A 17808-nucleotide genomic window follows, 5' to 3' on the forward strand; every position below is an offset into this window, starting at 1 on the left:
GTTCGTCGGGGGCGGTCCTTTCGCGTACTTTCCTGTGTGTACCTAACGCGACCAGGTCGACGGATCGCCGCCGTCGACGGCGAACACGGTGCCGTCGGGCGCGCTGGCATACACGCGACCGCCGGCGATCACGGGCTCCGGAAGGGACCCCGCGACCCGGTCGGATTGCTTGCCGAGCCGTGGGGGCGTCTGGCCGAGGAGCTTGCCGGTGCGGGCGTCGGCGGCGAGGAGCCGCCCGTCAGGGGCGCTGACGTACGCATGCCGGTCGTCGGCCACGGGACCTGAGGTCCGGGAGGCGCCCGTCTCCAGCCGCCACAGGTGCCGGCGCGCTTCCATATCGACGGCGACCAGCGTTCCGCCGGTGCCGCTGAGGTGGACGACATTTCCGCGCACGGTGCCGTGGGCCTCCGAGAGCGCGACGGGCAGGGCTACTCGCCGCGTCTTTCCGCCGTCCGGGGTGTAACGGACGACGGCCTTCGTCTCGCCGTACAGGGCATCTGCCGAGGTGAAGAAGGCGTGCCCGTCCGCCGTGCCGAGGAGCTCCAACTGCCCCTGCAGCCGCGCGTCCCACCGCACTTCGCCCGTCCGCGGATCCACCGCCGTGATGTGGGTGCTCGTCCCGTCGTCGGACGTGCTCATCGCGTACGCGAGGGGGTCCCCGGCGAACGTGGTGAAGTACGGCGTGGCGTGCCCCGGAATCGGACGGCTCCACTTCGTGTCGCCCGAGGCGCCGTCCACCCCGGTGACCGTCCCGTCGGCGCCCGTGAGGAGCAGCATGCCCCCGGCGCTCGCGATGCCGTTGTGCGCGGGCAGGTTCCGCTGCCAGCGGGCCTTGCCGGAGGCGGGGTCGAGCGCCGCCGTACGACGCCCCTGATCGTCCAATGAGGCCTGCACGAGCCCGGCCGACAGGAGGGGCGGCCCGCTCGAGGTCTCGTCGGCGACGGAGTGCCGCCACAACCGACGGCCGTCAGAAGGATCGAGAGCGAAGACCAGCCCAGTCTGCGCACACAGCAACTTCCCTGCTCCGTACGAGCATTGGGGCGCGCCTTGGCCGCCGTCCCCGGACGTTGCCTTCACTTCCCATGGTTTGAACCGCGCCGGTGCGCTCCGCGCCGCGTTGCCCTTCGGCGCCGTTGCCGCACCTCCGTCATCGAGCAGCGTTACGGAGGCCAGCACACCGAGCGCGGCGAGCCCGAGCGCTCCGGCTCCGAGGGCGGCTCGTCTGACGAGGCGCTTTCTGGGCTGCGGTCCGGCTTCGTGGGCTGCTGCTTCCGCTTCCTCTGGTTCTGCTGCTTTCCGTCCGGCTCCCGCAGCGAACTCGTGGGCCTGTTCCGCTTCTTCGGTTCCTACGGGCTCTTCCGTACGTTCCGTACGAGGCTTAGGTCTCGGCGCCGGCGCGTCCCACCCCGTCCGCTGCCCCGGTATGAACGCCTGCGTGTCGTACGAGGCCGCCACCGACCGCAGTTCCCGCATCAACTCGTCGGGCGTGGGCCGGTCCTCGGGCTCCTTCGCCAGACAGCGCAGTACGAGCGGCGCGAGCTCTTCCGGTACGTCGGTCAGGTCCGGCTCGTCGTGCACGACCTGGTAGGCGACGATGTACGGGCTGTCCGAGTCGAACGGTCCACGCCCGGTCGCCGCGTGCACCATCACCGACCCGAGCGCGAAAACGTCGGCGGCGGGCCCGACCTCCCGAGGCCGCCGGAACTGCTCCGGCGCCATGAAGGGCGGCGTACCGATCAACTTGCCGGTCTCGGTGCGCAGTTCACTGTCCTTCGGCCGGGAGATACCGAAGTCGATGACCTTCGGTCCGTCCTCGGCGAGCAGCACATTGCTCGGCTTCAGGTCCCGGTGCACCACCCCGACGCGGTGAATGTCACGCAGCGCCTCCGCGAGCCCGGCCATCAGACGGCGCAACTGCGCCGGAGGCATGGACCCGTTCCGCTTCACCTGATCGGCGAGGGTCGGACCCGGGATGAACAGCGTGGCCATCCAGGGCCGTTCGGCCTCCGGATCGGCGTCGACGACCGGCGCGGTGAAGGCACCGCTGACCTTGCGCGCCGCGGCCACCTCCTGCCGGAAACGCCCCCGGAACTCACGGTCCTTGGCGTACTGGGCATGCACCACCTTCACGGCGACCCGCATCCCGGACGTGCTCCGGGCCAGATGTACGACGCCCATGCCACCCGAACCCAGGCAGGACTCGAGCCGGTAGTGACCGGCGTACTCGGGAAGTTCCGCTTCCGCGCCCGCTCCCGCGTCCCGCTGTGGCGCCATGGGAAACACCCCCGTGCTGATCGTCCGCGCGCGCGACGCACGGAGCCTAGTCGATGTCTCGTACGGGGCTGAGGTGGCTTGTTAATCTCCATGTGCGAGTTGTGTACATGTGTTTCATGACGTGATTTAGGGGAATCAACGGGACCCCATGACAGACATGGGGCTCAACGGGGGAGGTTTTGCATGTCAGTTGACCGTGCAGAAGAGGTGGCGGGCAGAGACGAGACGGACGACGTCACCACCGCGGCCGTGCGCTATTACTCGGTCGCGCCCGGCTACCGGGTCAACGTCCGCAGCGGCCCCGGCACCAGCTACCGCATCGTCCGGGTCCTCCCGGAGGGGGCGCGCGTGCCCATCCACTGCCAGACGCCGGGCACACGGGTCGCGGGCCCGTACGGCACGTCGAACATCTGGGACAACGTCGCGAACGGCGAGTACATCTCGGATACGTACGTGAACACCGGCAGCGACGGCTACGTAGCACCGCGCTGCTCCTGAACCCGGCGGAGCCCGCGGCAACTCCGGAGCCATAATCAGACGCGTGAGCGCAGAGAACGGCACCCCGGACACCACCACCGCGGGCTCCCAGGGTTCCCCGGGCCCCACGGCTGCCACCGGCCCCCGCCCCGAACCCATCCGCTTCTTCGGCACGACCTGGCTGAACCACGACCACGGCTACGCCGCCCGCCGCATCGCCGCAGCCACCGGCTCGCTGGCCGCGGCTGCCGCCGCCTGCCTGATCCTCCGCTTCGCCTACGAGGGTCTGCGGATCGCCGAGACTGGCGGCTTCGTCACGCTCCTCATGGTCGTGATGTTCACGATCTGCAGCGCGCTGGCCTTCCGCCACACCTGGGGCAGCTACACCCGCCGCCCCGACCCCGAACGCCAGGCCTCCCTCCGCGGCCTCCTGGCCATCGGCTTCATCGGCTCCCTCCTCGCCTACTTCTTCCGCTCCCTCATAGAGGCCCCCGGCGAAAAACTCCACCGCGAGGAATACGAAACGGCCCGCAAGCAACACGAGAAACGCACCACCCGCCGCACGGGCAACCCATCGAAGAAGCGCCGCCGTTCTTAGCGAGCCGCCTGGCGGAGCGGTACCGCGCCCTCCAGGGGCGCGCGGCTGTATCGATTTGCGGCTCCGCCGCGATGGGGGTCCCCCCGCTCGAGCGGAGTCGAGAGTGGGGGAGCGACCAGCCACAACGGACCGGCAGCTTCGAAACCGCCTCACCCAGCGGAGCACTTGGCTGTCCAACCACCGCCCCGCCATCCCTCACCGGAAACTCACGGCCATCTCTCACTGAAAACTCACTGTCACCGCCACCTACCCCCGGCCACCATGGCCACATGCCCACGACGCCCCCGCCACAGCCTTCCGCCCTCCATGCCACCCGGGCCCACTCCTTCAACGCCGCCGCGGCCCAGTACGCCGCCAACCGTCCCTCCTACCCGCCCGCCCTCTTCGACGCGATCGAAGACCTGGCCGGCCACCCCCTCGCCGGCTCCCGCGTCGCGGACATCGGCGCCGGTACGGGCATAGCGACGGCCCTGCTGCACGGCCGTGGCGCCGATGTGATCGCGGTCGAACCGGGCGACGGTATGGGAGCTCAGTTCCGCCGCACCCTCCCCGACGTGCCCCTCCTGCGTGGCGACGGCAACTCCCTTCCCCTGGCCGCCGCCTCCATCGACTTCCTCACCTACGCCCAGTCCTGGCACTGGACCGACCCGGCCCGCTCGGTTCCGGAGGCACTCCGCGTCCTGCGCCCAGGCGGCTCGCTCGCGCTGTGGTGGAACACCAGCGCCCTGAAACTCCCGTGGATCGCCGAGCAGGCCACCCGCATCGAGCGCCACCTCGGCACCGCCCGCGAGGTCGACCGAAACGGCAACGGCCCCGAAGTCAGTGCCGCACTCGCCGACCCCACCGGCCGCCTCGACTTCACCCGCCGCACGATCCGCTGGAGCCGCCACGTCCCCGTCGACACCCACCTCGCGAATATCGGCAGCCACTCGATCTTCCTCGTCAACGGCGAAGAACGCACCGCAGCCTTCCTCGCCGAGGAACGCCAGCACCTGCTCAAGGCCTTCCCAGACGGCACCGTCGAGGAGGTCTACGACGTAATCCTCCTGCTGGCCACCACCCCAACCAGCACCTCCTGACCCCACCTGACATCCCCGCCTGGAACCCCACCGCACGGCACCCGGCACTCAAGGACCCGCCGACAATCGCGACCTGGCGGTGAGCGGCAACTGCCGGATAACCCGCACTCCGCCTGCCCACTCGCGCCCCGCCTCCCGCGATGCCCACCCGAGCCACCCGCGCTCCGCCTGCCCTCACGCCTACGTGGGCCCATCGCACTCCGCCCCCCCCGCCATGCCCACCGGGCGCCGCGCTCTGACTCCCCTCATGCCCACGGGGCCCTCGCGCCCACGCGCGCTCTTATGCCCACCCGGGCCTCATGTCCACGCGGGCGTCGCGCCCAACCGGGCCTCATGACCACGCGGGCCTCACACCCACGCGCGCCCTAACCCCCGCGGGCATCACACGCACACGCGCGCCCTCACCTCGACGCGCCCCCATGCCATCGCACACCTCCCCTTGACGCACCCACCCCCCCGCGAGGATTATTCATCACATGATGAATTACGCGTCCAGGCCACCCAACGAGGGAGCACCCCGCCCCGACGAGGCACCCGGCACACCAGGCGCCCCCGCCGTCCGCGCAGAAGGCCTCACCGTCGTCCGTGGCCCCCGCACGGTCCTGCGCGGTCTCGACTTCACCGTCCCGCGCGGCGAGGTCACCGGCCTCCTCGGTCCTTCCGGCTGCGGCAAGTCGACCCTGATGCGCGCGATCGTCGGCACCCAGGCCAAGGTCACCGGCACCCTCGACGTCCTCGACCGCCCCGCCGGCCACCCCACCCTCCGCGCCCGCATCGGCTACGTCACCCAAGCCCCCTCCGTCTACGACGACCTGACGATCCGCCAGAACCTCGAATACTTCGCCGCGATCCTGGACCCCGGCCGCGGCTCCGCCGAGCGACGGCACGAGAACGTCACCCACGCCATCGCCGACGTCGACCTCATCAGCCACGCCGACGCCCTGGCCGGCAACCTCTCCGGCGGCCAGCGCAGCCGCGTCTCCCTGGCGGTGGCCCTCCTCGGCACCCCCGAACTCCTGGTCCTCGACGAACCCACGGTCGGCCTGGACCCCGTACTCCGCCGTGACCTGTGGAACCTCTTCCACGCCATCGCCGCAGAACGCGGCGCCACCCTCCTGATCTCCTCCCACGTCATGGACGAGGCCGAGCGCTGCCACCGCCTCCTCCTCATGCGCGAGGGCGAGATCCTCGCCGACGACACCCCCGACGCCCTGCGCCAGCGCACCGACTCCGAGACAGTCGAGGCAGCCTTCCTGCACCTGGTCGACGAGGCGGTCGCGGCGAGCCGCACAAAGGAGACGACGCGATGAGCACCACCACGAATACGAGTACGCCCACGACCATGGCGCCCGCCCCGACGAGCGCGCTGAACGCCTCCCGCACCACCGCCACCGCGGCCCGGGTCCTGCGCCAACTCCGCCACGACCCGCGCACCATCGCGCTGATGATCCTCATCCCGTGCGTGATGCTGTTCCTGCTGCGCTACGTCTTCGACGGCAGCCAGCGCACCTTCGACAACATCGGCGCCTCCCTCCTCGGCATTTTCCCGCTGATCACGATGTTCCTGGTGACGTCTATCGCCACCCTCCGCGAACGCACCTCCGGCACCCTGGAACGCCTCCTCGCCATGCCCCTCGGCAAGGCCGACCTCATCGCGGGCTACGCCCTCGCCTTCGGCGCCCTCGCCATCGTCCAGTCCGCCCTCGCCACCGGTCTCGCCGTCTGGGCCCTGGGTCTCGACGTCACGGGCTCGGCCTGGCTCCTCCTGCTCGTGGCTCTCCTCGACGCTCTGCTGGGCACGGCCCTCGGTCTCTTCGTCTCGGCCTTCGCCTCCTCGGAGTTCCAGGCCGTGCAGTTCATGCCGGCGGTGATCTTCCCCCAGCTCCTCCTCTGCGGCCTGTTCACTCCCCGTCCCAACATGCACCCCGTCCTCGAAGGCATCTCCAACGTCCTCCCCATGTCGTACGCGGTCGACGGCATGAACGAAGTCCTCCTGCACACCGACGTCACCGCCGACTTCATCCGAGACGTACTGATCGTCGCCGCCTGTGCCCTCCTGGTCCTCACCCTCGGCGCCGCAACCCTCCGCCGCCGCACCGCCTGACGCCCCAGCCCAGGGGGTGCCGCCCATCCCGCTCAGCGGACACGGCGACCCACCCCGCGACCCCGGTGCGAGGATGGGCCCTGGACGACGCACCACCCCCGCCCGGAGGGCAACCGAACATGACCCAGAAAGTCGCAGTTCTCGGCACCGGCAAGATCGGCGAAGCCCTGCTCAGCGGAATGATCCGAGCCGGCTGGTCCCCCGCCGACCTCCTGGTCACCGCACGCCGCACGGAGCGAGCCGAAGAGCTCCGCACCCGCTACGGCGTCACCCCGGTGACCAACCCCGAGGCAGCCAAGACCGCCGACACCCTCATCCTCACGGTCAAGCCCCAGGACATGGGCACCCTCCTCGTCGAACTGGCCCCACACGTCCCCGCCGACCGCCTCGTCATAAGCGGTGCGGCAGGCATCCCCACCTCCTTCTTCGAGGAGCGCCTCGCCCAAGGCACCCCCGTCGTCCGTGTCATGACGAACACCCCCGCCCTCGTCGACGAGGCCATGTCCGTCATCTCCGCCGGCAGCCACGCCACCGCCGAACACCTCGCCCACGCCGAGGAGATCTTCGGCGCCGTAGGCAAGACGCTCCGCGTCCCCGAGTCCCAACAGGACGCCTGCACCGCCCTCTCCGGCTCAGGACCGGCGTACTTCTTCTACCTGGTCGAGGCCATGACCGACGCGGGCATCCTCCTCGGCCTGCCCCGCGAAAAGGCACACGACCTCATCGTCCAGTCCGCGATCGGCGCCGCCGTGATGCTCCGCGACAGCGGCGAACACCCCGTGAAACTCCGCGAGAACGTCACATCCCCCGCGGGCACCACGATCAACGCCATCCGCGAACTGGAGAACCACGGCGTACGAGCCGCCCTCATCGCCGCAATCGAGGCAGCCCGCGACCGCGGCCGCGAACTGGCCTCCGGCAGCAACACCTGACGCCCACCCCCGGCGCCGGGCCTGGACCCCGCCCGTCCAGACACCCGGCGCCCGCTCAGACCAACTCAGCCGTCACGCCGGCGAAAGCAACCCGATCGCCCGGTAGGCCGCGTCCACCGTCGGCCGCGCCATCTCTCTGGCCTTCTCCGCACCATCCCGCAACACCCCCTCCACGTACGCAGGGTCCGCGCACAACTCCCTGTGCTTCTCCTGTACGGGCCTGAGGAGCTCGACCACAGCGTCGGCGGTGTCCTTCTTCAAAGATCCGTACGACTCATATACACCGGCCAGGCCTTCGGGGTTCCCACTTTCACAGGCCGCGAGGATCTCCAGCAGATTCGAGACCCCCGGCCGTCCCTCCGGGTCGTACACGACATCCCGCCCGCTGTCGGTCACCGCCCGCATGATCTTCTTCCAGATCACCTCCGGCTCATCGAGCAGATACACGATCCCCGGCCCGACATCCTCGGACTTCCCCATCTTCGACGTCGGCTCCTGAAGGTTCATCACCCGCGTCGCCACCACCGGATGCGTGGCCCGAGGCACCACGAACGTCTGCCCGTACCGCTGGTTGAACCGCACCGCCAGATCCCGCGCCAGCTCCACATGCTGCGTCTGGTCGTCCCCGACCGGCACCTCAGCCGTCCCGTACGCCAGGATGTCCGCCGCCATCAGCACCGGATACGTCAGCAGCGACAGCCGTACGCTCCCACCCCGCGTCCGCTCCCGCGCGGCCTTCTCCTTGTACTGGATCATCCGCCGCATCTCGCCGTCCGAAGCCACGCACTCCAGCAGATACGACAGCCGCGCATGCTCATCCACATGACTCTGTACGAACACGGTGCACAGCTTGGGATCGAGCCCTGAGGCCAACAACAGCGTGGCCGCCTGCCGACTGAGCCTGCGCACCCGCCCTGGATCGTGATCCACGGTCAGCGCATGCAGGTCGACGACACAGAACAGTGCGTCGGCGCGATGCTGATCGACATCGGCCCAACGCCGTACGGCCCCCAGGTAGTTCCCCAGCGTCAGATGCCCCGTCGGCTTGACCCCGCTGAAGATCCGCGTCATCTCTCTACCTCCTGGTCAGGACCACCGCTGCCCGCCGGCCGGGCTCTCCAGGAGGGAGAAACAAGAACGGCCGCCGAAGCGGCGGCCGTTGAGTGCATACGTGAACTCGGCCGCCCTCAGGCGGCCCACCACAGCTGGGTGCACGCATGCGTTGTCATAGATCCGAGAGTACCCCTCCCGGGTGCTCTACGGCGCCGAGTTGACACGCCCGAAGCCGCTCCGTACTGTTCTCCGAGTTGTCCGACGTGAGCGCCGACTCCGGTCGGTCCCCGGACGGCCATTCCGCAGTAAGTACCTAACGAACGACGATCCGTCGTCGGCTCGTTTTCATGCGTGTTTACGGAATGAGGAATCGGCGTTCGAAAGGACGCGACCCCGATTAGCTCGGGGCCGGAGATTCCGCTAAAGTCTCACTCGTCGGAACGGCCCGAACAGCCGTGAAGACAGCCCACTTTCGACTGGGAATCGGGCCCGAAAGGGTCTGGTAGAGTCGAGAACGCAAGACCGAAGGGAAGCCCGGAGGAAAGCCCGCGAGGGTGAGTACAAAGGAAGCGTCCGTTCCTTGAGAACTCAACAGCGTGCCAAAAATCAACGCCAGATATGTTGATACCCCGACACCGGGATTGTTCCTGGTGGCGAGGTTCCTTTGAAGAAAACACAGCGAGGACGCTGTGAACCCTTCCGTTCATTCCGCGGGGGGTTCCGCTCTCGTGGTGTCATCCCGCAGTCTTTAATTAGGCACAGTCGGGAATACATTCACGGAGAGTTTGATCCTGGCTCAGGACGAACGCTGGCGGCGTGCTTAACACATGCAAGTCGAACGATGAACCACTTCGGTGGGGATTAGTGGCGAACGGGTGAGTAACACGTGGGCAATCTGCCCTTCACTCTGGGACAAGCCCTGGAAACGGGGTCTAATACCGGATAACACTTCCACTCTCCTGAGTGGAGGTTAAAAGCTCCGGCGGTGAAGGATGAGCCCGCGGCCTATCAGCTTGTTGGTGAGGTAATGGCTCACCAAGGCGACGACGGGTAGCCGGCCTGAGAGGGCGACCGGCCACACTGGGACTGAGACACGGCCCAGACTCCTACGGGAGGCAGCAGTGGGGAATATTGCACAATGGGCGCAAGCCTGATGCAGCGACGCCGCGTGGGGGATGACGGCCTTCGGGTTGTAAACCCCTTTCAGCAGGGAAGAAGCGCAAGTGACGGTACCTGCAGAAGAAGCGCCGGCTAACTACGTGCCAGCAGCCGCGGTAATACGTAGGGCGCAAGCGTTGTCCGGAATTATTGGGCGTAAAGAGCTCGTAGGCGGCTTGTCGCGTCGGTTGTGAAAGCCCGGGGCTTAACCCCGGGTCTGCAGTCGATACGGGCAGGCTAGAGTTCGGTAGGGGAGATCGGAATTCCTGGTGTAGCGGTGAAATGCGCAGATATCAGGAGGAACACCGGTGGCGAAGGCGGATCTCTGGGCCGATACTGACGCTGAGGAGCGAAAGCGTGGGGAGCGAACAGGATTAGATACCCTGGTAGTCCACGCCGTAAACGGTGGGCACTAGGTGTGGGCAACATTCCACGTTGTCCGTGCCGCAGCTAACGCATTAAGTGCCCCGCCTGGGGAGTACGGCCGCAAGGCTAAAACTCAAAGGAATTGACGGGGGCCCGCACAAGCAGCGGAGCATGTGGCTTAATTCGACGCAACGCGAAGAACCTTACCAAGGCTTGACATACGCCGGAAAGCATCAGAGATGGTGCCCCCCTTGTGGTCGGTGTACAGGTGGTGCATGGCTGTCGTCAGCTCGTGTCGTGAGATGTTGGGTTAAGTCCCGCAACGAGCGCAACCCTTGTCCCGTGTTGCCAGCAACCTCTTCGGAGGGTTGGGGACTCACGGGAGACCGCCGGGGTCAACTCGGAGGAAGGTGGGGACGACGTCAAGTCATCATGCCCCTTATGTCTTGGGCTGCACACGTGCTACAATGGCCGGTACAATGAGCTGCGATACCGCAAGGTGGAGCGAATCTCAAAAAGCCGGTCTCAGTTCGGATTGGGGTCTGCAACTCGACCCCATGAAGTCGGAGTTGCTAGTAATCGCAGATCAGCAGTGCTGCGGTGAATACGTTCCCGGGCCTTGTACACACCGCCCGTCACGTCACGAAAGTCGGTAACACCCGAAGCCCGTGGCCCAACCAGCTTGTCTGGAGGGAGCGGTCGAAGGTGGGACTGGCGATTGGGACGAAGTCGTAACAAGGTAGCCGTACCGGAAGGTGCGGCTGGATCACCTCCTTTCTAAGGAGCACCTGGCCGCCAGACCTCGTCTGGTGGTCCAGAGCCATAACGTCGGCGCATGTCCGACGGTGGTTGCTCATGGGTGGAACGTTGATTATTCGGCACACTCAGCCCACTCGGGCTGCCAGTACTGCTCTTCGGAGCGTGGACCGCAGACCAGGAGGGGCGAGGGTGTCGGGCACGCTGTTGGGTGTCTGAAGGCACGGGCGGAAGCCCGGTTGCCTTCGGTTGCCGGCCCCAGTGAACTCGAACCGGATGGTTCGGGGTGGTGGGTGGTTGGTCGTTGTTTGAGAACTGCACAGTGGACGCGAGCATCTGTGGCCAAGTTTTTAAGGGCGCACGGTGGATGCCTTGGTACCAGGAACCGATGAAGGACGTGGGAGGCCGCGATAGTCCCCGGGGAGTCGTCAACCAGACTTTGATCCGGGGGTTTCCGAATGGGGAAACCCGGCAGTCGTCATGGGCTGTCACCCACTGCTGAACACATAGGCGGTGTGGAGGGAACGCGGGGAAGTGAAACATCTCAGTACCCGCAGGAAGAGAAAACAACCGTGATTCCGGGAGTAGTGGCGAGCGAAACCGGATGAGGCTAAACCGTATACGTGTGAGACCCGGCAGGGGTTGCGTGTACGGGGTTGTGGGATCTCTCTTCTGTCGTCTGCCGGCGGCAGGACGAGTCAGAAATCGTTGATGTAGGCGAAGGACATGCGAAAGGTCCGGCGTAGAGGGTAAGACCCCCGTAGTCGAAACGTCAGCGACTCGTTTGAGAGACACCCAAGTAGCACGGGGCCCGAGAAATCCCGTGTGAATCTGGCGGGACCACCCGCTAAGCCTAAATATTCCCTGGTGACCGATAGCGGATAGTACCGTGAGGGAATGGTGAAAAGTACCCCGGGAGGGGAGTGAAATAGTACCTGAAACCGTGTGCCTACAAGCCGTGGGAGCGTCGGAATGAAGACTTGTCTTCATTCTCGTGACTGCGTGCCTTTTGAAGAATGAGCCTGCGAGTTTGCGGTGTGTTGCGAGGTTAACCCGTGTGGGGGAGCCGTAGCGAAAGCGAGTCCGAACAGGGCGATTCAGTAGCGCGCTCAAGACCCGAAGCGGAGTGATCTAGCCATGGGCAGGCTGAAGCGCGGGTAAGACCGTGTGGAGGGCCGAACCCACCAGGGTTGAAAACCTGGGGGATGACCTGTGGTTAGGGGTGAAAGGCCAATCAAACTCCGTGATAGCTGGTTCTCCCCGAAATGCATTTAGGTGCAGCGTCGTGTGTTTCTTGCCGGAGGTAGAGCACTGGATAGGCGATGGGCCCTACCGGGTTACTGACCTTAGCCAAACTCCGAATGCCGGTAAGTGAGAGCGCGGCAGTGAGACTGTGGGGGATAAGCTCCATGGTCGAGAGGGAAACAGCCCAGAGCATCGACTAAGGCCCCTAAGCGTACGCTAAGTGGGAAAGGATGTGGAGTCGCAGAGACAACCAGGAGGTTGGCTTAGAAGCAGCCACCCTTGAAAGAGTGCGTAATAGCTCACTGGTCAAGTGATTCCGCGCCGACAATGTAGCGGGGCTCAAGCGTACCGCCGAAGTCGTGTCATTGCAGCATGAGGGCCAACGCCCGCTGTGATGGGTAGGGGAGCGTCGTGTGCCGGGTGAAGCAGCCGCGGAAGCGAGTTGTGGACGGTTCACGAGTGAGAATGCAGGCATGAGTAGCGATTCACACGTGGGAAACGTGTGCGCCGATTGACTAAGGGTTCCTGGGTCAAGCTGATCTGCCCAGGGTAAGTCGGGACCTAAGGCGAGGCCGACAGGCGTAGTCGATGGAGAACCGGTTGATATTCCGGTACCCGCTGTGAAGCGTCAAACATCGAATCCAGTGATGCTAAGCCCGTGAAGCCGCCCTGATCTCTTCGGAGTTGAGGGGAGTGGTGGAGCCGGTGACCCGATCTGGTAGTAGGTGAGTGATGGGGTGACGCAGGAAGGTAGTCCAGCCCGGGCGGTGGTTGTCCCGGGGTAAGGGTGTAGCCCGTGCGATAGGCAAATCCGTCGCACTTGTGGGTGAGACCTGATGCCGAGCCGATTGTGGTGAAGTGGATGATCCTATGCTGTCGAGAAAAGCCTCTAGCGAGTTTTATGGCGGCCCGTACCCTAAACCGACTCAGGTGGTCAGGTAGAGAATACCGAGGCGTTCGGGTGAACTATGGTTAAGGAACTCGGCAAAATGCCCCCGTAACTTCGGGAGAAGGGGGGCCATTCTTGGTGATCCGTTTTGCACGGTGAGCTGGGGGTGGCCGCAGAGACCAGCGAGAAGCGACTGTTTACTAAAAACACAGGTCCGTGCGAAGCCGTAAGGCGAGGTATACGGACTGACGCCTGCCCGGTGCTGGAACGTTAAGGGGACCGGTTAGTGCGCTTTCGGGCGTGCGAAGCTGAGAACTTAAGCGCCAGTAAACGGCGGTGGTAACTATAACCATCCTAAGGTAGCGAAATTCCTTGTCGGGTAAGTTCCGACCTGCACGAATGGCGTAACGACTTCTCGACTGTCTCAACCATAGGCCCGGTGAAATTGCACTACGAGTAAAGATGCTCGTTTCGCGCAGCAGGACGGAAAGACCCCGGGACCTTTACTACAGTTTGATATTGGTGTTCGGTTCGGCTTGTGTAGGATAGCTGGGAGACTGTGAACTTGCCACGCCAGTGGTGGGGGAGTCGTCGTTGAAATACCAGTCTGGTCGTGCTGGATGTCTAACCCGGGTCCGTGATCCGGATCGGGGACAGTGTCTGATGGGTAGTTTAACTGGGGCGGTTGCCTCCTAAAGAGTAACGGAGGCGCCCAAAGGTTCCCTCAGCCTGGTTGGCAATCAGGTGGTGAGTGTAAGTGCACAAGGGAGCTTGACTGTGAGACCGACGGGTCGAGCAGGGACGAAAGTCGGGACTAGTGATCCGGCGGTGGCTTGTGGAAGCGCCGTCGCTCAACGGATAAAAGGTACCCCGGGGATAACAGGCTGATCTTCCCCAAGAGTCCATATCGACGGGATGGTTTGGCACCTCGATGTCGGCTCGTCGCATCCTGGGGCTGGAGTCGGTCCCAAGGGTTGGGCTGTTCGCCCATTAAAGCGGTACGCGAGCTGGGTTTAGAACGTCGTGAGACAGTTCGGTCCCTATCCGCTGTGCGCGTAGGAGTCTTGAGAAGGGCTGTCCCTAGTACGAGAGGACCGGGACGGACGAACCTCTGGTGTGCCAGTTGTTCTGCCAAGGGCATGGCTGGTTGGCTACGTTCGGGAGGGATAACCGCTGAAAGCATCTAAGCGGGAAGCCTGCTTCGAGATGAGGACTCCCACCCCCTATGAGGGGTTAAGGCTCCCAGGAGACTACTGGGTTGATAGGCCAGATCTGGAAGCCCGGTAACGGGTGGAGGTGACTGGTACTAATAGGCCGAGGGCTTGTCCTCAGCTGCTCGCGTCCACTGTGTTGGTTCTGAAACCACGAACAACCCCTGTCCTGGGCCACAGGACGGTTGCCGGTTGAGTGTTTCATAGTGTTTCGGTGGTCATAGCGTGAGGGAAACGCCCGGTTACATTCCGAACCCGGAAGCTAAGCCTTACAGCGCCGATGGTACTGCAGGGGGGACCCTGTGGGAGAGTAGGACACCGCCGAACAAATATTGAGAAAACCCCCTTACCATTGGTAAGGGGGTTTTCTGCGTTTACAGTCTTTGTTATGCGCTATGACCTCGTCATCTTCGACAACGACGGCGTGCTCGTGGACAGCGAGCCGATTTCCAATAAGTTGCTCGCCGCCTATCTCACCGAGCTCGGGCACCTGACCTCGTACGAGGACTCCCTGCGGGACTACATGGGCGCCGCCATGCATCGCGTACACGACCTTGTACTGGAACGGACTGGTCAGCGGTTGCCCGAGGACTTCGACGAGGTCTTCCATGGGCGCGTATTCGCCGCATTCGAGCGGGAGTTGGGGCCGGTCCCCGGGGCCGTAGAGGTGCTGGAAAAGCTGGCCGCGGACGGGGTTGCGTACTGTGTGGCGTCTTCCGGGAGTCATGAGCGGATTCGGGTGGGGCATCGGGCGGCCGGGCTCGAGCGGTGGTTCGAGGACGCGCGGATCTTCAGTTCGCAGGATGTGGGGCGGGGGAAGCCGGCGCCGGATCTGTTTCTGTTCGCGGCCGAGCGGATGGGGGTCCGGCCGGAGCGATGTGTGGTCGTCGAGGACAGCCCGCTCGGGGTGCGGGCGGCTGTCGCGGCGGGCATGGATGTGTACGCGTTCACGGCGATGACGCCCGCCGAGCGGCTCGCGGGCGCTACCCGACTCTTCAGCGAGATGCAGGAGCTGCCCGCACTCATCTCCTGAAGCTCCCTCCAGCGCGAAGCTCCCCACCGATCCTGAAGCCCCTCAGCATCCGGATCCTGACACCTGCTCAGAAGATGAGCAAAATTCATCTTCCGATCTATCTACCCACGAGTAAGCCGCACCCGTACGCTGATCCGCCATGACAGATGTGCTGCGGCGCGGCCGGGCTTCGTTGGCGTTCAGCTTCTTCGCTCAGGGTGTGGCTTTTGCGCTGCTGGTGACGCGGATTCCCGCGATCCAGGACCAGTACGGGATATCCGACGCCCTGTTGCCCGCCTTCCTCGCTGCTGTGCCGGTGCTCGCCGGCGTCGGCAGCGTCTGCACGGAGCAGCTGGTCAAGCGGGTGCCGCCCAGTCACGTACTGCGCTGGTCGCAGCCCGTCGTGCTGCTCGCGCTGCTCGGTGTCGGAGCCGGTGACGGGCTGTGGGAGATCGGGTTGTCGCTGGCCGCGTTCGGGCTGGCCGTCGGCGCGCTCGACGCGTCCATGAACATGCTCGGGGTCAGCCTTCAGCACGCGTACGGGCGCAGCATCATGCTCGGCTTCCACGCGGTGTACAGCCTCGGCGGGATCGTCGGGGCCTCGCTCGCGTGGGTCGGGGCGCACTGGGATCTGCACCTGTTCGTGTCGTATCTGCCGGTCGTCGTGGTGCTGTTGCCCGTCGCTCTGGTGGGGAGTCGGTGGTACGTCGACGGGGGCGGACCCGGCGCCGAGGAGCCGAAGGAGGCGGCCGGGGCTCAACCCGTCGCCTTCAAGCTGCTGTTGCCGCTGTGTCTGGTGATGACCTTCGCGTACATCGGGGACTCGACCGTCTCCAACTGGAGCGCCAAGTATCTGGAGGACGTGCTGGGCAGTTCTGAGGAGCTGGCGACCGTGCCGTACAACGTCTACATGGTCACGACGCTGCTCGGGCGGGCCATTGGGGACTTCGGGGTGCGGCGGTTCGGGGCCGTGGCGGTCGTACGGCTGGGGTCGGTCGTCGCGGCCGTGGGGTTCGCGGTGGTGGCGGTGGCGCCTGGGGCGTGGGTCGGGATGCTCGGCTTTACGTTGCTGGGGCTCGGGTTGTGCGTGCTCGTACCGCAGACTTTCGCGGCGGCAGGGCGGCTGTTCCCCGGTGCGGCGGATGCTGCCATCGCTCGGCTGAATATCTTCAACTATGTGGGCTTCTTGATCGGTTCGCCCCTCGTGGGAGCCCTGGGCGATGCGTGGTCGTATCGCGGGGCGATGCTTGTGCCGATGGTGTTGGTGCTGGTGACACTTCTGTACGCCCGTTCGTTCGCTCCTCAACCGGACCGATACGGTGACGGGCATGAGCGGCCGCGCACAGCTGATGTGGGACGAGGCAGTAACGGGCTATGACTTCGGTCCGGATCACCCGATGGATCCGGTCCGGCTGGCGTTGACCCGGCGACTGGTGCATGCCTTCGGGCTCGATCGTGAGGTGGACGTGGTCGCGGCGAAGGCGGCCGGGGAGTCGACGCTGCGGCTCGTGCATCGCGCGGACTACGTCGAGGCGGTGAAGGCCGCTTCCGTGGATCCTCGGGCGGCGGACATGTCGTACGGCCTGGGGACCATGGACGATCCCGCCTTCGCCGGGATGCACGAGGTGTCCGCGCTGATCGCCGGGCAGTCGGTGGGGGCGGCCGAGGCGGTGTGGCGCGGGGACGTCTCGCACGCGGTGAACTTCGCGGGTGGGCTGCATCATGCGATGCCCGGCGGGGCGTCGGGGTTCTGCATCTACAACGATGCGTCGCTGGCGATCGCGCGGCTGTTGGAGCTGGGGGCGGAGCGGGTCGCGTACATCGATGTGGATGTGCATCACGGGGACGGGGTGCAGTCCGCGTTCTGGGAGGATCCGCGGGTGCTGACGATCTCGTTGCACGAGCATCCTCGGACGTTGTTCCCGCAGACCGGCTGGCCGGAGGAGACAGGGGCGGACTCGGCGGAGGGCTCCGCCGTGAACGTGGCGTTGCCGGCCGGGACCGGGGACGCGGGGTGGCTGCGGGCCTTTCACTCCGTGGTGCCGGAGTTGATCGCGGACTTCCGGCCGCAGGTGCTGGTGACTCAGCACGGGGCCGATACGCACTTCGAGGATCCGCTGGCTCATCTGGCCGTTTCGCTGGATGCGCAGCGGGCGGTGCAGGTCGCTTGTCATGACCTGGCGCATGAGTATGCCGAGGGGCGGTGGGTCGCGCTCGGGGGCGGGGGGTACGCGGTGGTGGATGTGGTGCCGCGGTCCTGGACGCATCTGGTCGCCATTGCCGCGGGGCGGGAGATCGCGCCCGAGGCGGGGATTCCTGAGGAGTGGCGGCAGGAAGTGTTCGCTCGTACGCGGCAGTTGGCGCCGGCGCGGATGACGGATGGGCGGTGGCCGGTGGCCTGGAAGGCTTGGGAGGACGGGTACGACCCTGCCGACCGGCTTGACCAGGCGATTGTTGCGGCTCGGCGGGCCGTGTTTCCGCTGCGGGGGTTGTTGGCGTAGGGGTTTTCTTCCCCAAGCCCGCCCCTTCCCGAAGTTGGGGCTTCGCCCCAAGCCCCCGGGCAGTCGGGCCGTGTTTTCCGGCACCCGGTACTTGTCGCTGTGCCCACCCGTTCCGCCCTGCGGAACGATTGCCCACAGCGCGCAGTACTCCGA

Annotated in this window: 11 protein-coding genes and 3 rRNA genes; 12 read left to right on the top strand and 2 right to left on the bottom strand. The window is 65.7% G+C overall.

The features are described 5' to 3' along the window. Positions 1 to 42: 42 nt before the first annotated feature. The gene (locus ACQEVY_RS26965) at positions 43 to 2274 is read right to left on the bottom strand and encodes a serine/threonine-protein kinase (RefSeq protein WP_432952007.1); all 2232 of its coding nucleotides are present in this window, start codon (positions 2272 to 2274) and stop codon (positions 43 to 45) included. A gap of 183 nt (positions 2275 to 2457) precedes the next feature. On the opposite strand from ACQEVY_RS26965, the gene ACQEVY_RS26970 reads away from it, so the two are divergent. From ACQEVY_RS26970 to proC, 6 genes are all read left to right on the top strand, one after another. Beyond that, complete coding sequence (locus tag ACQEVY_RS26970) at positions 2458 to 2772, top strand: SH3 domain-containing protein (protein ID WP_432952008.1); 315 nt, start codon at positions 2458 to 2460, stop codon at positions 2770 to 2772. 43 nt (positions 2773 to 2815) lie between these two features. Next, positions 2816 to 3349, top strand: coding sequence for an EamA/RhaT family transporter (locus ACQEVY_RS26975; RefSeq protein ID WP_432952009.1), 534 nt, complete (start codon positions 2816 to 2818; stop codon positions 3347 to 3349). Between the two features lie 269 nt (positions 3350 to 3618). After that, positions 3619 to 4428, top strand: a complete 810-nt coding sequence (locus ACQEVY_RS26980; RefSeq protein ID WP_432952010.1) for a class I SAM-dependent methyltransferase — start codon at positions 3619 to 3621, stop codon at positions 4426 to 4428. Between the two features lie 476 nt (positions 4429 to 4904). Continuing rightward, the gene (locus ACQEVY_RS26985; protein ID WP_432952011.1) at positions 4905 to 5738 is read left to right on the top strand and encodes an ABC transporter ATP-binding protein; all 834 of its coding nucleotides are present in this window, start codon (positions 4905 to 4907) and stop codon (positions 5736 to 5738) included. Continuing rightward, positions 5735 to 6532 (top strand): ABC transporter permease, encoded by a 798-nt coding sequence (locus tag ACQEVY_RS26990; protein WP_432952012.1) that lies wholly within the window; start codon positions 5735 to 5737, stop codon positions 6530 to 6532. The genes ACQEVY_RS26985 and ACQEVY_RS26990 overlap by 4 nt, the downstream gene beginning before the upstream one ends. A gap of 119 nt (positions 6533 to 6651) precedes the next feature. Continuing rightward, positions 6652 to 7464, top strand: a complete 813-nt coding sequence (proC, locus tag ACQEVY_RS26995; RefSeq protein ID WP_328770851.1) for a pyrroline-5-carboxylate reductase — start codon at positions 6652 to 6654, stop codon at positions 7462 to 7464. A 72-nt stretch (positions 7465 to 7536) separates the two neighbouring features. Here proC and trpS read toward each other — a convergent pair whose 3' ends face one another. Beyond that, positions 7537 to 8535 (bottom strand): tryptophan--tRNA ligase, encoded by a 999-nt coding sequence (trpS, locus tag ACQEVY_RS27000; RefSeq protein WP_432952013.1) that lies wholly within the window; start codon positions 8533 to 8535, stop codon positions 7537 to 7539. 755 nt (positions 8536 to 9290) lie between these two features. On the opposite strand from trpS, the gene ACQEVY_RS27005 reads away from it, so the two are divergent. The 6 genes from ACQEVY_RS27005 (at position 9291) to ACQEVY_RS27030 (ending at position 17655) form a co-directional block, all read left to right on the top strand. After that, positions 9291 to 10818: ribosomal RNA gene (locus ACQEVY_RS27005) — 16S ribosomal RNA — on the top strand. Positions 10819 to 11137: 319 nt separating this feature from the next. Next, a 23S ribosomal RNA gene (locus tag ACQEVY_RS27010) occupies positions 11138 to 14261 on the top strand. Between the two features lie 91 nt (positions 14262 to 14352). After that, a 5S ribosomal RNA gene (gene rrf, locus ACQEVY_RS27015) occupies positions 14353 to 14469 on the top strand. Together the 16S, 23S and 5S rRNA genes form the textbook arrangement of a ribosomal RNA operon. A gap of 61 nt (positions 14470 to 14530) precedes the next feature. Beyond that, complete coding sequence (locus tag ACQEVY_RS27020; protein ID WP_432952014.1) at positions 14531 to 15175, top strand: HAD family hydrolase; 645 nt, start codon at positions 14531 to 14533, stop codon at positions 15173 to 15175. Positions 15176 to 15314: 139 nt separating this feature from the next. Next, positions 15315 to 16532: an MFS transporter gene (locus ACQEVY_RS27025; RefSeq protein ID WP_432952015.1), complete on the top strand. Its 1218-nt coding sequence runs from the start codon at positions 15315 to 15317 to the stop codon at positions 16530 to 16532. Continuing rightward, entirely contained in the window at positions 16483 to 17655 is a 1173-nt protein-coding gene (locus ACQEVY_RS27030; protein WP_432952016.1) for an acetoin utilization protein AcuC, read from the top strand. The genes ACQEVY_RS27025 and ACQEVY_RS27030 overlap by 50 nt, the downstream gene beginning before the upstream one ends. Positions 17656 to 17808 lie beyond the last annotated feature (153 nt).

Origin of the sequence: Streptomyces sp. CA-288835 (assembly GCF_050936385.1) — a bacterium.
Lineage (GTDB): Bacteria > Actinomycetota > Actinomycetes > Streptomycetales > Streptomycetaceae > Streptomyces.

Bases quoted from the DNA above. Each gene is read 5' to 3' on its own strand.
- ACQEVY_RS26965 (WP_432952007.1), bottom strand. From the start codon at position 2,274: ATGGCGCCACAGCGGGACGCGGGAGCGGGCGCGGAAGCGGAACTTCCC.
- ACQEVY_RS26970 (WP_432952008.1), top strand. From the start codon at position 2,458: ATGTCAGTTGACCGTGCAGAAGAGGTGGCGGGCAGAGACGAGACGGAC.
- ACQEVY_RS26980 (WP_432952010.1), top strand. From the start codon at position 3,619: ATGCCCACGACGCCCCCGCCACAGCCTTCCGCCCTCCATGCCACCCGG.
- ACQEVY_RS26985 (WP_432952011.1), top strand. From the start codon at position 4,905: ATGATGAATTACGCGTCCAGGCCACCCAACGAGGGAGCACCCCGCCCC.
- ACQEVY_RS26990 (WP_432952012.1), top strand. From the start codon at position 5,735: ATGAGCACCACCACGAATACGAGTACGCCCACGACCATGGCGCCCGCC.
- proC (WP_328770851.1), top strand. From the start codon at position 6,652: ATGACCCAGAAAGTCGCAGTTCTCGGCACCGGCAAGATCGGCGAAGCC.
- trpS (WP_432952013.1), bottom strand. From the start codon at position 8,535: ATGACGCGGATCTTCAGCGGGGTCAAGCCGACGGGGCATCTGACGCTG.
- ACQEVY_RS27020 (WP_432952014.1), top strand. From the start codon at position 14,531: ATGCGCTATGACCTCGTCATCTTCGACAACGACGGCGTGCTCGTGGAC.
- ACQEVY_RS27025 (WP_432952015.1), top strand. From the start codon at position 15,315: ATGACAGATGTGCTGCGGCGCGGCCGGGCTTCGTTGGCGTTCAGCTTC.
- ACQEVY_RS27030 (WP_432952016.1), top strand. From the start codon at position 16,483: ATGAGCGGCCGCGCACAGCTGATGTGGGACGAGGCAGTAACGGGCTAT.